Raw genomic sequence first — 18,650 nt, 5'->3', positions numbered from 1 at the left:
ATTGCGAGGAACGAAGCAATCGCGAACTTTACAGAGTGACTTGCATAGTTCGCGATTGCCGCGCTATCGCTCGCAATGACATACTGTTATTCTTAGTTCCTGTATTCTTTTATCACCTCAACCGCGTACTTCACATTATCAAACGGGATATCGGGCATAATGCCGTGACCCAGGTTAAAGATGAAGCCGTTTTCGCCTTTCATACGGTCGAACAGGCGGTAGATGCGTTCTTTAATTACTTTTTTATCAGCATAAAGAATATGCGGATCAAGGTTGCCCTGTACGGCTATACCTGCCGGTAAACGTTTCTTGATATCAAGCAGGTCAACGTTCCAATCGATAGAAATCACATCCGGTTTAGCTTCGGCCATTAACGGTGCAAAAACCGAGCTGCCTTTGCAGAAAGAGATCACCGGGATATCTTTACGGTTCAGCTTGCTGATGATCTCTGCAATATAACGGTGACTAAATTCTTTATAATCATCCCATGCCAAAGCCTGTGCCCAACTGTCAAAGATCTGTACGGCGTTTACGCCGGCTGCAATCTGCATGTTCAGGTAATCGGCCGTAACTGTAGCTATTTTTGATAACAGCTGATGGGCCATTTCGGGCTCATTGTGCAGCATCAGTTTGGTACGCTTGAAATCTTTTGATGATCCGCCTTCAACCAGGTAGCTCATTACGGTAAACGGCGCGCCTGCAAAACCGATCAAAGGGATGCGGCCGGCAAGACGCTGCTGAATTACTTTGATGGCATCGCCAACGTATTGCAGTTTATCCAATACATCAGTCTGTAATGCATCAATATCGGCCTGTGTACGTACCGGATTGGCAAACAGCGGACCGACACCTGCATTAAAGCTCAGGTCGCCGCCCATGGCTTCGCCGGTTACCAGGATATCTGAAAAAAGGATAGCGCCGTCGATGCCTAACAGGTCGACAGGCAGCATGGTAACATCGGCAGCAATCTCCGGTGTTTTACACATTTCAAGGAACGAGTATTTGTTTTTTATGTCCCAATACTCTTTCATAAAGCGGCCCGCCTGCCTCATCATCCAAACCGGGGGGCGTTCTGTTTGCTCCGAAAATGCCGCTTTTATTAATAACGAATCTCTCATATTTTATGGAGAGGCCGGAGGCCTCAGAGTCAAGAAGTCAAGAATCAAGATGCAAGAAGGAATTCTCGTTCCATTTTGGCTCTTGTTGTCTTGTCTCTTGACTCTAACTGTCCTGTCTCTTAATCTTATTTTATTGTCTCTCGACTTTCTTGTCTTGAATCCTGACTCTTACAGTCTTGTATCTTTTTTCTTGACTCTTGCTGTCTTGATTCTTACTTCTTAATGTCTTGTTTCTTTCTTCAACTCCTGCTGAAGGCGGCTAATCACCTCCTTCATTTTGGCGGTTATTTTGTCTTTATGTTTTTCCGCTAATTGCAGATACGCTTCGGCTTTTTCAAAATTACCCCGCCTGATGCTGATATTAGCCACACTAACCAAGGCAGCTACGTGGTCATTAACCGAACGCAGCGGATATTGTGCTGCAATTTCGTAATGTTTCTCAGCCTCCTCAAACTCCTGCCTTTGCAGGCATAAGCCACCATAAATAAACTCATAGTATCCCCGGCGGTTTTTGCTGAGCCATTGGGGCTTTACTATTTCATTTAAAGAGGCAGCTGTTTTGTCATAGTCCTTTACATGAAAATGTTTGGATGCAACAATCAGGGTGCCCTGTCTGAAATAATCCCAGATAAGCAGGATGATCATCATTACTGCAACTGCCGCAAGCTCATAAACACGAAGATACATCAACACACCTAACGACAGCAGAAATATAAACGCAATAAAAATACGTATCCTGTTACTGAACATTAATGCTGGTTATCGGTAAATTTATAGCCTACACCGCGGATAGAGTGAAAGTAAACCGGGTTTTTAGGATCTGGTTCAAAATACTTGCGGAAGGTTAGGATAAAGTTATCGATGGTGCGTGTTGACGGATAAACGTCATAATTCCAAACGGTTTCGAGAATCTGCTCGCGCGATACGGCGTCATTACGGCGCTCAATAAGCAATTTAAGCAGCATGGTTTCCTTTTTGGTGAGTGCAGTAATTGAGCCATCTTCGTTAACCAGTTCAAACGAGTTAAAGTGGATGGTTTTATCACCAATTTTGTAGCTGTTAAACTCTTTCAGGTCTTCGCCTTTCAGGCTGCGTTTTACCAGGTTGTTCACCCTTAAAATAAGCTCTTCAAGGTTAAAAGGTTTGGTAAGATAATCATCCGCACCTTTCTTTAGGCCCGAAATCTTGTCCTCGTTGGTGTTTTTAGCCGTAAGGAACATGATAGGCACTTCGGTATTTTCAAGCCTGATGGTTTCAGCAACAACAAAGCCGTCAATTTCGGGCATCATTACGTCAAGTATCACCAGGTTAAAGCGTTCTTCTTTAAAAAGTTGTAAAGCTTTTTTGCCGTTTTTAGCCGGAGTTACCTTATAGCCTTCCAGCTCAAGGTTAAGCTTAATTGCTTCTAACAAATGCTCTTCGTCTTCGGCCAATAAAATTCTTTTTTTGTTTGGCATGCTCATATTCAAATTTAGGTTAATCCAAATGTAACTTCAAAAATACTACCAGCAGGGCGGTTGTCCTTAACCCTGATGCTGGCCTGGTGCTTATCCAACACCTCCTTAACAATGTAAAGGCCCAATCCGGTGCCTTTGGTGTTACGGGTTTCTTCGCTGCCTACGCGGTAAAAGCGGTCAAAAATCCGGGTCTTTTCCTCGTCGGCAATGCCGATACCATGATCGGCAACCTGTAAATATACTTTATCATCTTTCGAAAACAGCTTTACCCCCACAGATGAGCATGGGCTTGAATATTTCACCGCGTTTTCGATCAAATTGGTTACTACCGATGTAAGGGCAAACTTATCGCCCACAATCTCCACCTTAGGTTCAATCTCAGCCTCGATGATCTGCTGGTTGCAATCGCATTTAGAGATCTGCAAGCGGTTAACAATGCTATCTACCAAAACCGACAGGTTAAAGCTGGCCTTAGGGAAGCTGTATGAGCGGTTTTCTATTTTAGAAGCAAGCAGCATGTTTTCAACCATATCATCCAAACGTTCCACATCATTCAATGATTTCTCAATAAAATCAAGGAGCTGCTCTTTGGTCAGCTGTCTTTTTTGAATGGTTTGCAGCAGGATCTTGATAGATGCCAGCGGGGATTTCAGCTCATGTGTTACCGAAAGCAGGAAGTTTTTCTTCTGCTCCTGCAGTTTTCGCTCTTTGTTAAAAGAACGGTGCAGGTTAATTGCGCCAATCAGAAATACGGCTACAAACATAGCTCCTTCGCCCAGGATCATGCCGGTACGGCGCGGTTGCAGCGTAACCAGCATATAGCCCCACCACACCAGTTCGGCAACGGCATAGGTGATGAGCGCGTAAAAAATAACGAATGACTTCTTCATATCAGTTGGCAGTTATCAGTTTTCAGTTGGCAGTAGTTTGTCAGTTTGCAATGTGTTTATATTAAACTGCAAACTGCCTGCTGGCAACCGCAAACTGGCTACTTAGAATTAAATACCAGATCTAAACTATCAAATATAGCACGTTTTGTTTTCTCCAGGTCGATCTTGGTATGGGCCGATGATATAAAACCAACCTCATAGCCCGACGGACCTAAATAAATGCCCCTGTTCAGCAACTCACGGTGGAACTTTTTGAATTTTTCCATGCTTGATGCATCAATATCTTCGGCTTTACGAATATACTCTTTATCTGTAAAAGCAAACCAAAATATGGAGCCTATGCCAAACACCTTAAATTTATAATTGCGGGCAGTGGCAAAGCGTTGGATAGCTTCTACGAACTCTTCGGTTTTATTGTTCAGGTCGCGGTAAAAGCCCATGCGCAAAAGCTCGCTGAGCTGGGCAATACCGGCACCCATGGCAACCGGGTTACCCGATAAAGTACCTGCCTGGTAAACCGAACCCTCGGGTGAAATATTGCTCATAATAGCTGCCGATGAACCATAAGCACCAACCGGCATACCGCCACCAATAATTTTACCGTAAGTAATGATATCAGGTTTGATCTGGTAGTAACCGGCCGCACCTTCAAAACCTACACGGAAACCCGAGATCACTTCATCAAATATCAGCATGGTGCCGTTTTGGGTACAGATGTCGCGCAGGTATTGCAAGTATTCTTTTTCCTGTAAAAGCAAGCCGTTGTTGGCCGGTACAGGTTCAATGATCACCGCTGCAATCTGGTCTTTAAATTCGTCAAAAGCTTTAGCCAGGGCTTCTTTATCATTAAGCGATACTACAATAGTTTCGTCGGCGACTGATTTCGGTACGCCGGCCGATGAAGTTTCGCCGAAAGTAACCAGGCCTGATCCTGCTTTTACCAGCAGCGCATCGGCATGACCGTGATAGCAACCTTCAAATTTCAGGATCTTATCGCGTTTGGTATAGCCCCGTGCTAACCTGATGGCCGACATTACGGCCTCAGTGCCCGAGCTTACGAAGCGAATCTTTTCAATAAACTTATTGTTTTTCAGGATGAGTTCGGCCAGCTCATTTTCTAAAGCGGTAGGTGCGCCGAAGCTCATGCCGTGCTGCATTACCTCGATAACCTTTTCCCTTACTTTGGCGTTGTTATGGCCGAGGATCAGCGGTCCCCATGAGCAGCAGTAATCGATAAATTCATTACCATCGGCATCCCAGATATGACTGCCATCGCCTTTTTGAATGAACAGCGGCGTACCGTAAACTGACTTGAACGCCCTAACCGGCGAGTTAACCCCACCCGGGAAATACGTTTGCGCCTTAGCATACAATTCGGCCGATTTTTCACGACTGATATCGGGCTTGCCCGTTGTATTTACCGGTTCATCCTCTGCTGAAAACATCTTTTTTATTGAATCGAACATTTTTATGAGCTTAAAGCTGAAAGCCAAAGGCTTAAAGCTTGATTTTATATTTTTTATAAACAGACGTAAGGCTGTTTTGTAAGCCGTCATTGCGAGGTACGAAGCAATCCCCGATTTGCAGGTCTGCCCTGCACAGTCCGCGATTGCTTCGTTCCTCGCAATGACATGGTGTAGATCCAGACTTACGAAGTTTTTAAAACTTCGTAAGTCTGGATCTACTTTGTATCTCGCAATGACGTAGTGTAGATTAGCTTCTACCTTTCGCCTTTAACCTTTTTCCTTTTGCCTCAGCCCTACAACCACTTATTCTCCAATACCTCCTTGGCATGATAAGTTAAAATTGCAGTTGCACCTGCACGGCGGATGCTGGTAAGCACCTCGGTGATGGCACGCTGCTCATTTAACCAACCGCGTTGTATGGCCGCTTTGATCATGGCGTATTCGCCGCTTACGTTGTAGGCGGCAACAGGCAGTTCGGTATTATCTTTTATCAGTTTAATAACGTCAAGGTAGGGCAGGGCTGGTTTCACCATCAAGAAATCTGCTCCTTCCAGCTCATCCAGTTCGGCCTCAATCAGGGCTTCGCGCTGGTTGGCGGGGTTCATCTGGTAGGTTTTTTTATCGCCAAATTTTGGTGCCGAGTTTAAAGCATCTCTGAATGGGCCATAGAATGCGCTTGCATATTTAGCCGAGTACGACATGATAGATACATTGGTAAATCCATTATCATCCAGTATATTGCGGATGTAACCCACACGCCCGTCCATCATATCCGATGGGGCAATGATATCGGCACCCGATTGCGCATGCGCCAGGGCCATTTTACCTAAAATATCAAGTGTTTCGTCATTCAGGATCAGGCCATTTTCCACAATGCCATCATGGCCATCACTGCTGTATGGGTCCATGGCTACATCGGTAATAACGCAGGCTTCCGGGAAGTTTTTCTTTACCTCGCGGATAGCACGTAAGTAAAGGCTTTCATCACGGTAGCTTTCGGTAGCAAATTTATCCTTCAGCTCTTCGGCAATATTAGGGAACAGATCAAAAGAGTTTAAGCCCAGTTTAAGGCAGCTCTCAATCTCGCGCAGCAGGTTATCAATAGAATAACGGAAGATGCCCGGCATTGATGCCACTTCACTTTTCTGGTTTACGCCATCAATAATAAACAGCGGAAAAATCAGGTTAGCAGCGCTAACATGTGTTTCCTGCACCATCTGGCGTATCACTTCACTCTTGCGGTTCCTTCTTGGTCGTTGTAACATTTTTTAGTTCATTAGTTCACTGGTTCATTAGTTTATTGGTCTTTTCTCAGTTGCAAAGCTTATCAAAGCGATACTAATGAACCAATGAACAAGTGAACCAATGAACGTTTTATAATCCAAACACTGCCTCTGCCAGCCCAACTTCGTCGGGTGAGTAGGGGAGTGTGTATTTTACACCCATTTCATCAAATTTTTTGCCGGTTGATTTGCCTATGGCCACTACCTTTTGGTATGGGTCAAGCAGGTTATCGGCAAAATAAGCTTCCACGTTTGATGGACTGGTAAATACCATCACATCAGCGCCGCTGGCTTCTACATCCTCTTCCAATACAGTTTCGTAAACTGGCAGGTCGATAATTTTGGTATCGGCAGATAGGCCTTGCTGTATGCTCCTCATCGGGCTTTCGGCACCGGGGAACAGTACAATTTTTCCGTTGGCCAGCTTGGCAAATTCTTCTGCTACTTCGGCAGTGTCGGTGCCTTCGCCAACATAATCGGTAAAGTGCCCTTTGCGGCGCAGCATTTCTTCACTACCGCTGCCCATTACCCCAAATTTTACTTTTTTAGGGAATTGCGGGTTTAGTTGGAAAAAGTATTCAACCGCGTTTTTGCTGGAGAAGAATACCCAGTCGATATTTTTTAATATATATGAGTCAAAGCGGGTGATCACAGGCACAGTACGAATCAATGAACGATCTTCTATCTGGATGCCATGTTTTTCAAGCGCTTTACGGAAATAGCTTTGTTCGCCAAGCTCGCGCGAAATAAATACGCTTGCTGGATGTTTGCGCCCTTTGGCAAATTTGGCCACTACTTTTTCGGCAAGGCCTTCGGTAGTTGGTGCTTCTAAAAACAGTCTGTCCGGAAATTGATCACCTTCCTCGGCCTTAGAGGTAAACACCTGGAAAAGGCCATCCTCCTTACGGCAGTAACAACCCAAAGGCAAGTGGCACCCACCGCCAAATAATTTCAAAACGGTACGCTCAACAGCCAGTTCTTCGGCTACATCGGTATGATGTAGGGCCTGTAAAGCTTCGAAAAGCTCATGGTCAGTTTCGCGGATCTGGATAGCCAATGCGCCTTGTGCAGGTGCAGGGATCAGTTCAACCGGGGTGATCTCTTCTACATGAAACTCACTCAGGTCGAGGCCTAAACGGGTAACACCGGCCTTGGCCAGCATAATGGCATCATATTTTTCATCGCGAAGCTTACCGATACGGGTAGGTACGTTGCCACGCAGATCTTCAATTTCAAGATCGGGGCGGTGGGCCAGTAACTGCGCTTTGCGACGGTTTGACGAGGTGCCTACAATAGCACCATATTTAACAGATAGCTTTTGGTGCACATCAACGCAATCTTTCAAGATCAACAACAGTTCAGCGGGGTCTTCCCGTTCTGAAACTGCTGCGATGATGAGTCCCGGAGGATTTTCAGTTGGCAGGTCCTTGTGTGAATGGACCGCGATATCAATGGTGCCGGCTATTAATTCTTCTTCTAATTCTTTGGTAAAAAAGCCTTTACCTTCCAGCTTATCAAAGCTGAGGTTCAGGATACGGTCGCCCTGGGTTTTAATGATCTTTAACTCGGCGGTAATGTTAATGGCAGCAAGGCTGTCTTTAACGAAATTGGCCTGCCATAAAGCCAATTCACTGCCACGGGTTCCTATAATCAGTTTTCTGTCCAAAAGAATGAATGTTTTACAGCTGCAAATTTAATTTTTTATGCCGATGATAAGGTACATCAACTTAATGAATTATTGTTAATTGCAACAAAATGACTGTAATGTGTGGGTTTAGCGCCGCGCAAATATGTCTTGCTTATTGGATTGCTGCTTTATCGTTTCCCGGTTGAAGTTTAGCTAAGCGTAACCCCATCCAGTTAATAACAAAAACGCACACATGGTGTAACGTTTTCGAACGGTATTGCAAAAATATTCTGTGTAAATATCTATTTATCAGTAATTTGAATCGGTGGCACGAGTTTTAGAAAACCTAACAGCGTAAGTTTGTAACTTACATCAAGTTATCACTATTCAATCAACATACCTATGTTCAAAACATATTTTAAACTGGCTTACAGAAATATAATAAAGGACAAAGCTTATTCCATTATCAATATACCGGGTTTAGCGATAGGTCTTGCCTCAAGTATCCTGATCCTGCTTTGGGTGCAAAATGAGTTAAGTTATGATAAGTTCCACAAAAATGCAGGGCAGATCTATCGTATCAACAGTGATTTTGGTGATTCTAAAACTGCGGCGAGTTCGGCCGGTATGCCATTTGGGCTGAAATCTGAGCTGCCTGTTGTTAAAAATGCTGCCCGCTTATATCCCGGTTTTCCATCCATTTTATTTGAAACGGGGAACAGGAAATTTCAGGAAGAATATGTGTTTTACGCCGATCCTGGTTTTATGGATATGTTTTCATATCCTCTTGTAAAAGGCGACCGGGCTGCAGCTTTAAAACAGATCAATGGTGTTTTAATAACAGAAAACATCGCAACAAAATACTTCGGAAAAGAAGATCCGATTGGTAAGGTAATCCGGAAAGATAACAAGGAGAACCTGGTAGTAACAGGCGTTATGGCCAATATTCCGGCCAACTCCGATCTGCAGTTTGACATCCTGCTGCCGATGGCTTCTATCGCCCAAACCAACAACGATGTTAAAAATAACATCTGGGATAATTTCAACTTTTTCGGCTACGTTCAATTTGATAAAAGTTTTGATCCCTCTGCATCCAATATATCAAAACTGGAACAACAGATAGTTGACATTTTTCATAAACATAGCCCCGGTACCAAAGCTACATTTCAATTACAACCTTTAACCAAAATTCACCTGGCCCCCGAAAGGCTGGGCGATTCACCTGGTCATGGTAATGCTCAATATGTAAGCATCTTTTTTGTAATTGCCATATTGATATTGATTGTAGCCTGTATCAATTTTATGAACCTGGCTACCGCACGTTCGGCACGCAGGGCCAAGGAAATTGGCTTGCGTAAGGTTGCCGGCGCTGTACGCGGGCAGCTGGTGATCCAGTTTCTGAGCGAGTCGGTATTTATTTCGTTCCTGTCTTTATTGCTTGCACTTGTTATTGTCCGCATGTTCCTTCCTGCATTTAATGATCTGGCCAACAGGAAACTGATCTTAAACATGTCGGATGCGAGGCTTTGGTTAAGTCTTGTTGGCATTGCGCTGATAACCGGTGTTATTTCGGGCAGTTATCCGGCATTGTTTCTTTCGGGTTTCAATCCTGTTAAGGTGCTTAAAGGTAACGTGAAATCTATGGGAGGGAATTTACTGTTCCGTAACACTTTGGTTGTTGTTCAATTCATGGTATCTATTGTATTGCTGGTTGGCACTGTAGTTATCTATAATCAACTTAAGTTTATCAGGGACCGGAACCCGGGTTTTGAGAAGGCTAATCTTTTATATATGCCTATGACTGGCGAGATCTGGAACAAGCAGCAGGCTTTAAAAAATGTTTTGGCACAAACTTCACTTACCAGCGATTTCACCGTAGTTACCGATTTGCCAACCGAGCTTGGCGGCTGGACACTTAATGTACAGTGGAGTGGCAAAGACCCGCGTTCGCAATTATCAATCCCGGTAATGGCTGTCGACAATGATTTTACGCGTACGTTCAGGATGAAATTATCCGCAGGCCGAAGCTTTTCATCGGCTTTTAAAACCGACTCGAATAATTACATGATCAACGAGAGAATGGCGAACATTATGGGCCTTACCGCCAGCACCGCCATCGGCAAACCATTGGCGGTTTGGGGTAACAAGGGTACAATAGTAGGCGTTGTAAAAGATTTTAATTTTAAACCTGTTCAGCAGGCCATTGAACCACTGGTTATGCCTTTTAATAAAATAGGCGGCTATATAGTAGTAAGGACGTTACCCGGTAAAACCAATGCCACTATACAGGCTTTAGCAAAAATGAGCCAGGAATTTAACCCGGCTTATCCTTTTAAATTTGATTTCATCGATCAGGAATTATCTAAACTTTATAAGGGCGAACAGCAGATGGGCAACATCTTTAACCTTTTTGCCGGTTTGGGCATCTTTATTTCGTGCCTGGGTTTATATGGTTTGTCTGCATTTATGGCCGAGCAGCGTACTAAGGAGATCGGTGTGCGCAAAGTGTTGGGTGCATCTGTATTAAACCTGGTTTATTTATTATCATCAGGTATCACGAGGTTGATCCTCATTGCAATAGTCATAGCAATACCGCTTTCCTGGTATGCAGTGAACAGCTGGTTGTCGGGCTTTGCCTATCATATCAATGTAGGTTGGCTGGTATTTGCAGTAGCATCTGCAGCTGCGCTGGGTATTGCCTGGGTTACGGTTAGTTATGAATCATTAAGAGCAGCAACTGTAAACCCGATTAAGAGTTTGAGAACGGAGTAATTATGTCATTGTGAGGATGTAAAATCCAGGGATTTTGAAGGGGACAAATGACATTTGCCCTTATGTCATGTTGAGTGTTTAAATCCGGCGGATTCTGAAGGTGGAAATGACATCTTCACCACGTCAATTGCGAGGTACGAAGCAATCCCCGACAGGCAGGTAAAAGACTTTATTCTATATACTTACATCGTCGCGCTCTTGGCCGCGCGGGGCCAGATACTTTTGTCTTGACACAAAAGTATCCAAAAAGTCAAGTCAGCAGATAGGCTTCTTTGCGCACAGGCCTTTGCCCTGCAAACCGGGCGGAACCACGGGCTGCAATTATTTTGCTCCGCCGCGCTCCCTATGCTTCTGCAAAAACTTGCTATGCCCCTTCCCGCGCACAAGGCCACCATTGTTCTGCCCGCTTTCACCCGAAGCTTACCTGCTGACGGGAACATCCTTCATTTATTATGTCATGGGTAGGTACGAAGCATCTTCTTCGCCCTGTATAGCAGTCATGCTTGTTGAAGAAGATCCTTCGTACCTCAGGATGACATTTTTTTAGTTAAATCGCCGCTGAGTACAGTGGGTGCGTGGAATGCTATTTAAAATAAAAAGACCGGTTCCATGCAGTGTGGTCTTTAACAGAGCGTTGCACGAAGCCGGTATAATTCAACCACCGTATACTTTTAACGAAGCATTGCCAGCATCTCGCCATTAGGCCGCTCTTTCGAAGTATAATGCAGGCTGAGCTCATGGTTATTATTCTTCTTTTCCAGTTGCAGCAGCTCTTTTACAGGTACAGTCATGGCAAAATCTGATGCATCGGCAAAATCCCATTTCTTTAATGTGTTTCCTTTTTCATCTTTAAGCGTAATGTTGCGGCCGGTACCGGGGCCTTTGGTTTGGCAATGCGTGTACTTGATGCGCAGCTCGTCGCCTTCATTGGCCTTATCCAGCTGCAATACTCTTAAGCTTACCGGCTGGTTCACATACTGCTTTAAAATGAGCTTATTGTTTAAGTAGATCTCGTAACCGTCAAGTCCGAATTTGGAGGTAAAACCGAATGCTGTGAAGCTTAACGCGATCAGGGTAAATAGACCTATAAACGCCTGATAAAATTTGATGTGTTTCATGATCATAAGTTTTTAAAATGAAGTCCTTGATTCTCTGTAGCACAATATTAAACGAACTGGAAATCAGGTAGAAAATTAGTAGACCAACAACCTGAATAATAGACATGAGCTTTTTTATCTTTATATTCCTCTACTATTTGTGCCGTTTGTCGATATAATTTTGAGGGCCAAAGGCTTTTAGTTTCTTTTATACTGAATTGATCATGAAACTTTAAAATGGATGCGCTGGATAAACCATTTCGGCTGCCGTTTTCAAAACGCAGCACCACATTAAGGCATGCCCTCATGCATAGCGCTTATTGGGTGCTGATCACCGGCTTTTTCATATATGAAAAAAGGTACCTTATTTATAAAGCGAGTATGCCTTATTTCGCGGCTTGTGTTGCTGGTCGCATCGTGCTGCTCATTATTATAGCTTATCTCAACCTGCAATACTTTTTGCCCCGGTACTTATTAAGGAAGCGGTACCTTGCTTATTTTACAGCAATTATCCTGTCGGTGCTTGGTTATTTAACCGCTCAAAGTCTGTTTGATTTTTACCTGTACGGTTATGTGGTTGGCCCGATGCGCAACAGTAACCTGGTAGAATCATTATCATACAATTTTTTTAGCACGCTATGGTACCTGGGGCTAATGCTGGCCCTCAAACTAAGTATGGACTGGTACGGGCAGCAGTTGGTCATACAGAAAATTACTGTAGAAAAGCTGAACGCTGAAGTTAATTTTCTGCGCGCGCAGGTAAATCCGCATTTCTTGTTTAATATCCTCAATAACCTGTATGCGCTAACGCTCAAAAAATCAGAACTTGCTCCGGATGTAGTGCTGAAACTGTCAGAAATGATGGAATACATGCTGTACGACAGTACCGGCGAAAAGGTGCCTTTGGAAAAAGAGATCAGCTACCTCAGCAACTATATAGAACTGGAACGGCTAAGGTTTAGCGGCGGGGCAGCCATTAACCTGAATATTAATGCAGCGTTGAATGGATATGAAATTGCCCCCTTACTGCTGCTGCCCCTGGTTGAAAATGCCTTTAAACACGGACTGGGCAAGCAAACCAAAGGTGGCTGGCTAAAAGTGGATATTGGCCTGGTGCAATCCACTCTTAAGGTTGTTGTAGAAAATGCTAAACCGCTGATAGTGGTTGATATGGGTAAAGGGGGAATAGGGCTCGATAATTTGCGAAAGCGCCTCGACCTGCTTTATCCGGCCAGCTACACTCTGCAACTGGAAGATAAAAAGGATGCCTTTTTGGCTAAACTCGTGATTGATTTAATATGAAAGCCATGCTGAAATTTGTGGTAGTAGACGATGAGCCGCTTGCGCTTGAAATATTAGATGATTATCTGAAAAGAACTGATCATGTGCATTCGGTTTTTCTGTTCAGCAACGCGGGTGATGCTTTACATCATTTAAAAGATCACCATGCTGATGTATTGTTATTAGATATCGAAATGCCCGAAATGACAGGGATCCAGTTTCTGAAAACATTGCCAGATCCACCGCTAACTGTTTTCACCACGGCCTACCGCAACTATGCTTTTGAAGGTTATGAATTGGGTGTAGTTGATTTTTTGCTGAAGCCTATTTCATTTAAGCGTTTTGGGCAGGCCATCGATAAAATCAGAGAGTTTCTGGACCTGAAAGCACAATATGAGCATACAGAGGGGCTTTCGGCGAATAAAGACAATGATTTTATTTTTGTTAAAAGCGGTGTTCAGCGGATCAAGCTTAACTTCAACGAGGTTACCCATATCCAGGGGCTAAAAGATTATGCTATCATTTATACCCATACAGAAAAGATCCTGTTAAAAGGTTCCATCAAAGCGATGCTGGATATTTTTCCGCCCAGGCGTTTTGTCAGGGTGCATAAATCTTTTATTGTAGCTGTATCCAAAATTACCCGATTAGAAAGTAGCCGCATTATTTTGAACGGGCATGAAATTCCGATAGGGAGGAATTTTAAAGATGACCTGGAAAAGACATTAACAGGGTGATGATATGAAGTTTAAACAGGTGAGCTTACCTTATTATGGTTACCCAGCCTGATTTTACCGGTGAATTATTTTTAACGCTAATGATGTAATAATAAGCACCCGAAGGCAGATCATTACCTTTTAACCTGCCGTTCCATGGTACGCTATATCCAATTGATGAAAATATCCTGGTGCCCAATCTGTTAAATACATTCACTTTGCATTGTGGATAATATTCGATGTATTTTATAGCCCATGTATCATTTGCACCGTCGCCATTAGGCGTAAAGGTATTTGGGATTATGATATCTGCCGGTGTTATGGTGAGTTCGCCTGGTACATAAGTGAAAGTATAGTTTGATGAGGAGGCCCCGCTTGCTATGATAGGATATACCCCAATAGGAGATGTGGTTAGCGCGATTGTTGTAATTACTGGCTGGGTTGTTAAATCGGATGCCTGATCGTTATTTACAAAGCCGCTGTAAACGACGGTTAGAGGAGGGTTGTTGAGCCCAAAAGGTTTGCTTTTATTATTAGCCGTGATAACTAATGGTGCAGGAGTAACCGTACTGGTTGGTAAAATTATGCTTGCCGGGGTAATACCGGCATTTAAAGTAATATTGCCAGCGTAGTTTCCTGTTTGAGTTGTTTTGGCCAGCCTTACAAAAACTGTGGCATTGGTTATTGTGCCGGTACTGCCTATTGTAATGCTGCCGCCGAAATTAATTCCATCGGCACTGAGTTCAAAGCCGGCTGGTGGGGTAATTAATATGCCAGATACCAGGTTAGTACCGGATACGGTGAAGCTGGCGGTTGCCGATTCTGTTCCGTAAACTGTGGTAAGCGGCGATAGGTTACCTGCAGTTGTAACAGCCGGCGGCGGTGAAGGATTAACGGTAATGGTATATTTAATTGGTACAGGAGGGCAATTGGAAGTTGTTGAAATGAATTTACCAAAAGTATGTGAATCGGATAAGGGAAAACCGGTTAAAGTAGATACCGTATTATTTGATGTGTTTATAACTGATATGGTACCAGACAGGTCATTAATTACATAAACCTTACTGCCATCGACTGAAAAACAAAGACCCAACGGAAGGTTACCCACCTGAATTGTTGCAGCTATAGTATTGTTTGAAGTGTTTATTGCTGTTACTGTATTATTGCCTGAATTAGTTACATATAATTTTTTTCCATCCGGGCTTATAGCTATATCAATTAAATTAAAGCCTATTTCAATGGTAGCGCTGATTGTTTTAGTTGTTGTGTTGATAACCGTCACCGCACCTGACGTGTAATTTGAAACATACAAATAATTCCGTCGGGGCTTATACAAATATCATTTGGCTCCTGTAAGCCAGGTATCGAACCAATAACTTGATTAGTTGCCGTGTTTATAATATCAACTGTGTTGCCAGAGCTTGTTACCACATATACAAACTTACCATCAGGGCTAACCACTGTACCCCATGGACTTTCGTTAACTGGTATTGATGTTATGATAGTATTATTGGCCGTGTTGATGACCGTTAAATAATTGTTGTTGTGCGCGGTCACATATAATCTGCTGCCATCCGGGCTCAATGCCACTCCAGATGGATATTCGCCCGGAAAGGTACTTATACTTGTTACAAGCGTATTGGTTATACTATTTATTACCGAAACTGTATGCGACTCCTGGTTAACTACATATACACGGTTATTGTAAGGGTTTATAGCCGTACCCATAGGGCCATTCCCTACCTGGATGGTAGCCGCAGTTGTATTTTTATTAAGATCGATAACTGATAGTTGTCCATGTCCATTAGCTACATAAGCAAAGGATTGTGTTTCCGGAGTTGCGGTGATCGTTGCTGTTATAGGGCTGGTTCCGGTGTTTATCGCTTTGAATGATGAGATATCACCTGTGCCGCTTGTGGCAAGGCCTATTGAGGGGTTATCGTTGGTCCAGTTAAATTTACATCCCGCAGGGAAGGTTATAGCGGTGGTATTCTGTCCATTATTAACTCCTTGCCCGGATTGACAACGTGCTGATTTTGGTGCGATAAAAAAGATAAAAGCTATGTATAATAGCAGTGGAAACTTGCACATATAATCAGATCGGGTCAAGGCGTTAATTAACAGGGAAATCAGGAGACGAAGATATTATTTTAAGGCAATAAGACAACTGCCTGCATTTAATTAACGATAGCTAAAATTGCTGCACAGCTTTTGACAGGCGGGTTTTATTTTCTCATTTCCATTAATAGGGGTTCAGGCAGTAATACTGTATTTGGCATACAGATCACAAGGTACAGCCTTACGGTAGCGATGGTGTTTCCACCCGGTAATTTATATTTATTTAGATTTTGATATCAATTTAACACTGTCTGATCTGATATCAGCCCCGATGTAATTGACCTTAACAAACGTAGTGCATTGGTCTTTAAATTCATCGCAGCTATCAATTACAATAGCGGCCCCGTTAGGCATTATTGCTTGTTTAACAGCGTTGAAGATATCTGTTCCGCCTTTTGGGTCTACACCTGTTAAATCAATAATTAACCGGTTTGTCCATGAAAGCGTAGTATAAAGTTCCATTCTTTTTCTCACATCCCCTGTAAGGGTATTTACTTTGGTTTGCGCTGTTAATGAAGGTGTATTGTGAATTTTTTCGTATACCGGGTTGTGCTTATTGGCATGTTTTTGATGATACTTACCAATTGTTACAGGGGCAAAACGGCGAGTGAGAAAACTCTCTTTAAAATGTTCAACAAATCTGAATTCAGGATTTATTTCAACATGGCTACCGGCAACGGTACCGGTAAGTATACTTTTTAGTTTGGCTAAAAGAGGCTGAAACAATGCACCTCCCGGAAATTCTACGACAACAATTTCGCCTTCATTTATTTGAAAGGCGGGGATGATAAAATTGTTAAAGTTTTGTTCTGGAAAACTGATCAGCATAATGTGGATGTACATCCATCAACGTTTGTTTATCGAAGAAATTACCCAATATGTAACAAAAATGTTATACATGGGGCTTTTCTGATTTTAAAGGGGGAATGAGCTAATCAATTTTCGTTGATCAATATATCTTTCGCCATGATCATGGGTACGCTGATATATTTTTTCTCCATGTAGTTGATCACCTTCTCCAGGATCTCGCGAGATTGCTCGTCCAAACCCTGTACCTCATCGGCAAAAACAGAATTAATGGCAGTATTGCGGATCTCTTTGATCTTTTCAGGCACCTGACGCATGGCTACTTCAATACGGCGCTGTTTTAACTGCATGATAAACTCAGCAATGTTTTGCTCAATAATAGCTTCGGCATGAACCAGTTCGTGGTAGCGTTCCTGCAGGTTCTTTTTGGCAACCTCGTTAAGGGAGTGTACCTCGATAAAGTTAACAGGGAATTGCTCCAGCACTTCGGGGGCAGTATCGTTAGGGATGGCAAGGTCCACAATGGTTTTCCTGCCGGTTTCGCCGTTTAGCAGCGATTGATATATTTCGGTGGTGATGATAGGCTCAACTGCTGATGTGCAGGTGATAATGGCATCAAAACCTTTATTGTAAGTTTTCAAAGCTTCAAGGTCAAATGCCTCGCCACCCAAATCGGCAGCTAATTTTTCGGCATTGGCCACTGTACGGTTAAACACCGCGAAGTTTGAAAATTTATGTTTTTGAAGGTATTTAGAAATGTTACGGTTGGTTTCGCCTGCACCGATGATCAAAACACGGGCATTTGAACAAAGATTAAGGTCTTTTAGCTTGCGGTAAGCCAGCGATACCACCGAGATTGGATTTTTGGAGATATTGGTATGCGTATAAACTTCCTTGGCTGTTTTTACCACGCAGTTCATGATCATGCGCATGGCATCGCCCGTTAGGCCGGCCTCTTTGCAATGCTCATATGCTTTACGTAACTGCGCCAGAATCTCCTTTTCGCCTACGATCAAACTCTCCAGCGAGCACGAAGTACGAAGTAAATGCACCATGGCTTCCTGATCTTCATAAATAGATGCGCTATCCATGAATGTACTCAGCGAGTCGTGGCAAAGTTCTGTATTAAAGGCTTCTATGAATTTTTTGGCAAAGTCTTTATCAACCGCTTGCGGAGTTGTCATGACAAATTCAACCCGGTTACAGGTAGCAAGATAGAAGATTTCGGGAATATTAAACTGCTCTTTAACCTGCGCAAGTTTATCTGTCAGATTTTCCTGGCAAACCACCAATCTACCCAATTCCTTCAGTTCAATCTGTTTGTGCGTAAAAGCTATTACCTTTAGATACTTCAAAGCAGTTTTAAAATTTGACCGAACAAAAGTATCACTATTCGGCACATGCAATGTCAACACTTTGTCAAACAGGCTTATTTGGAATGGTTATAAATTGTAAAAATGGCTTGTTTTGCAGTATTTAAACTGTTTTGCGATACGTATAACAAAATATTTGTAAATTAAAACATGAATAAGTTTAAAAAAATAAGTCTTGCAATACTCGTTGCATTTTATGTTTTTGCTGGGCTTAACCACTTTCGTGATCCTGAATTTTATTATGCCGTAATGCCCCATAACCTGCTGTATCCTATAGTTGTAAATATAGTTGCCGGTATTGCAGAAATGACACTTGGTTTATTGCTTATACCGGCAAAAACAAGGTATTGGGCAGCCTGGGGAATTGTGCTTATGCTGGTTGCTTTTTTAACTGTACATGTTGGTATGATATTTAAAGCACCCTTTAAAGCAGAGGGGATGACAATTACACCTCTTTTTGCGTGGGGCAGGCTGGTAGCCCAATTTGTACTGATCTATTGGGCATGGTGGCATACTACCGACATTAAAAAAGCCTAAACTAAAACTGTGTTTGGCTGTTGGGGAGATGGGGCAGGGTGATTGGCTGACTCATCCGGGCCAGTAATGTCGGGGTGAGTAAACGCCGCTCTGCCTAAAAAACTGATA

Annotated in this window: 16 protein-coding genes; 4 read left to right on the top strand and 12 right to left on the bottom strand. The window is 43.1% G+C overall.

Going from position 1 to position 18,650, the window contains the following annotated elements:
• Window positions 1-92: 92 nt before the first annotated feature.
• The 7 genes from hemE to hemC all read right to left on the bottom strand — a co-directional run bounded on the left by hemE (window position 93) and on the right by hemC (window position 7,880).
• Window positions 93-1,118, bottom strand: coding sequence for a uroporphyrinogen decarboxylase (hemE, locus tag MTO98_RS29040; RefSeq protein WP_243482517.1), 1,026 nt, complete (start codon window positions 1,116-1,118; stop codon window positions 93-95).
• Window positions 1,119-1,337: 219 nt separating this feature from the next.
• Complete coding sequence (locus tag MTO98_RS29035; RefSeq protein ID WP_243482516.1) at window positions 1,338-1,868, bottom strand: hypothetical protein; 531 nt, start codon at window positions 1,866-1,868, stop codon at window positions 1,338-1,340.
• A complete protein-coding gene (locus MTO98_RS29030; RefSeq protein ID WP_090529686.1) occupies window positions 1,868-2,575 on the bottom strand; it encodes a response regulator transcription factor in 708 nt (235 codons plus the stop codon). The genes MTO98_RS29035 and MTO98_RS29030 overlap by 1 nt, the downstream gene beginning before the upstream one ends.
• 14 nt (window positions 2,576-2,589) lie before the next feature.
• The gene (locus MTO98_RS29025) at window positions 2,590-3,465 is read right to left on the bottom strand and encodes a cell wall metabolism sensor histidine kinase WalK (RefSeq protein WP_243482515.1); all 876 of its coding nucleotides are present in this window, start codon (window positions 3,463-3,465) and stop codon (window positions 2,590-2,592) included.
• 98 nt (window positions 3,466-3,563) lie between these two features.
• Window positions 3,564-4,931 carry a glutamate-1-semialdehyde 2,1-aminomutase gene (hemL, locus tag MTO98_RS29020; protein WP_243482514.1) on the bottom strand — a complete coding sequence of 456 codons (1,368 nt, stop codon included), beginning with the start codon at window positions 4,929-4,931 and terminating at the stop codon, window positions 3,564-3,566.
• A 293-nt stretch (window positions 4,932-5,224) separates the two neighbouring features.
• Window positions 5,225-6,196 carry a porphobilinogen synthase gene (gene hemB / locus MTO98_RS29015; RefSeq protein ID WP_243482513.1) on the bottom strand — a complete coding sequence of 324 codons (972 nt, stop codon included), beginning with the start codon at window positions 6,194-6,196 and terminating at the stop codon, window positions 5,225-5,227.
• Window positions 6,197-6,305: 109 nt separating this feature from the next.
• Window positions 6,306-7,880 carry a hydroxymethylbilane synthase gene (hemC, locus tag MTO98_RS29010; RefSeq protein WP_243482512.1) on the bottom strand — a complete coding sequence of 525 codons (1,575 nt, stop codon included), beginning with the start codon at window positions 7,878-7,880 and terminating at the stop codon, window positions 6,306-6,308.
• Window positions 7,881-8,243: 363 nt separating this feature from the next.
• Here hemC and MTO98_RS29005 point away from each other — a divergent pair, with 363 nt between their 5' ends.
• A complete protein-coding gene (locus MTO98_RS29005) occupies window positions 8,244-10,613 on the top strand; it encodes an ABC transporter permease (protein ID WP_243482511.1) in 2,370 nt (789 codons plus the stop codon).
• A gap of 671 nt (window positions 10,614-11,284) precedes the next feature.
• On the opposite strand, the gene MTO98_RS29000 is transcribed toward MTO98_RS29005, so the two are convergent.
• Window positions 11,285-11,731, bottom strand: coding sequence for a hypothetical protein (locus tag MTO98_RS29000; protein WP_243482509.1), 447 nt, complete (start codon window positions 11,729-11,731; stop codon window positions 11,285-11,287).
• 216 nt (window positions 11,732-11,947) lie between these two features.
• On the opposite strand from MTO98_RS29000, the gene MTO98_RS28995 reads away from it, so the two are divergent.
• The gene (locus MTO98_RS28995; RefSeq protein ID WP_243482508.1) at window positions 11,948-13,012 is read left to right on the top strand and encodes a sensor histidine kinase; all 1,065 of its coding nucleotides are present in this window, start codon (window positions 11,948-11,950) and stop codon (window positions 13,010-13,012) included.
• A complete protein-coding gene (locus MTO98_RS28990; protein WP_243482507.1) occupies window positions 13,009-13,728 on the top strand; it encodes a LytTR family DNA-binding domain-containing protein in 720 nt (239 codons plus the stop codon). The genes MTO98_RS28995 and MTO98_RS28990 overlap by 4 nt, the downstream gene beginning before the upstream one ends.
• A 25-nt stretch (window positions 13,729-13,753) precedes the next feature.
• Here MTO98_RS28990 and MTO98_RS28985 read toward each other — a convergent pair whose 3' ends face one another.
• The 4 genes from MTO98_RS28985 to hemA form a co-directional block, all read right to left on the bottom strand.
• Window positions 13,754-14,989, bottom strand: coding sequence for a gliding motility-associated C-terminal domain-containing protein (locus tag MTO98_RS28985; RefSeq protein WP_243482506.1), 1,236 nt, complete (start codon window positions 14,987-14,989; stop codon window positions 13,754-13,756).
• Window positions 14,986-15,798: a YncE family protein gene (locus MTO98_RS28980; RefSeq protein ID WP_243482505.1), complete on the bottom strand. Its 813-nt coding sequence runs from the start codon at window positions 15,796-15,798 to the stop codon at window positions 14,986-14,988. Before MTO98_RS28980 ends, MTO98_RS28985 begins: the two co-directional genes overlap by 4 nt.
• Window positions 15,799-16,044: 246 nt before the next feature.
• Window positions 16,045-16,668: a hypothetical protein gene (locus tag MTO98_RS28975; RefSeq protein ID WP_243482504.1), complete on the bottom strand. Its 624-nt coding sequence runs from the start codon at window positions 16,666-16,668 to the stop codon at window positions 16,045-16,047.
• 92 nt (window positions 16,669-16,760) lie between these two features.
• On the bottom strand, window positions 16,761-17,987 hold the full coding sequence (hemA, locus tag MTO98_RS28970; RefSeq protein WP_243482503.1) for a glutamyl-tRNA reductase: 1,227 nt from the start codon (window positions 17,985-17,987) through the stop codon (window positions 16,761-16,763).
• A 168-nt stretch (window positions 17,988-18,155) separates the two neighbouring features.
• Here hemA and MTO98_RS28965 point away from each other — a divergent pair, with 168 nt between their 5' ends.
• Window positions 18,156-18,542: a MauE/DoxX family redox-associated membrane protein gene (locus tag MTO98_RS28965; RefSeq protein ID WP_243482501.1), complete on the top strand. Its 387-nt coding sequence runs from the start codon at window positions 18,156-18,158 to the stop codon at window positions 18,540-18,542.
• Window positions 18,543-18,650: the final 108 nt, after the last annotated feature.

Origin of the sequence: Mucilaginibacter sp. SMC90, assembly GCF_022811725.1 — a bacterium.
GTDB lineage: Bacteria > Bacteroidota > Bacteroidia > Sphingobacteriales > Sphingobacteriaceae > Mucilaginibacter.
This window is presented reverse-complemented; position numbering and strand designations above follow the sequence as displayed.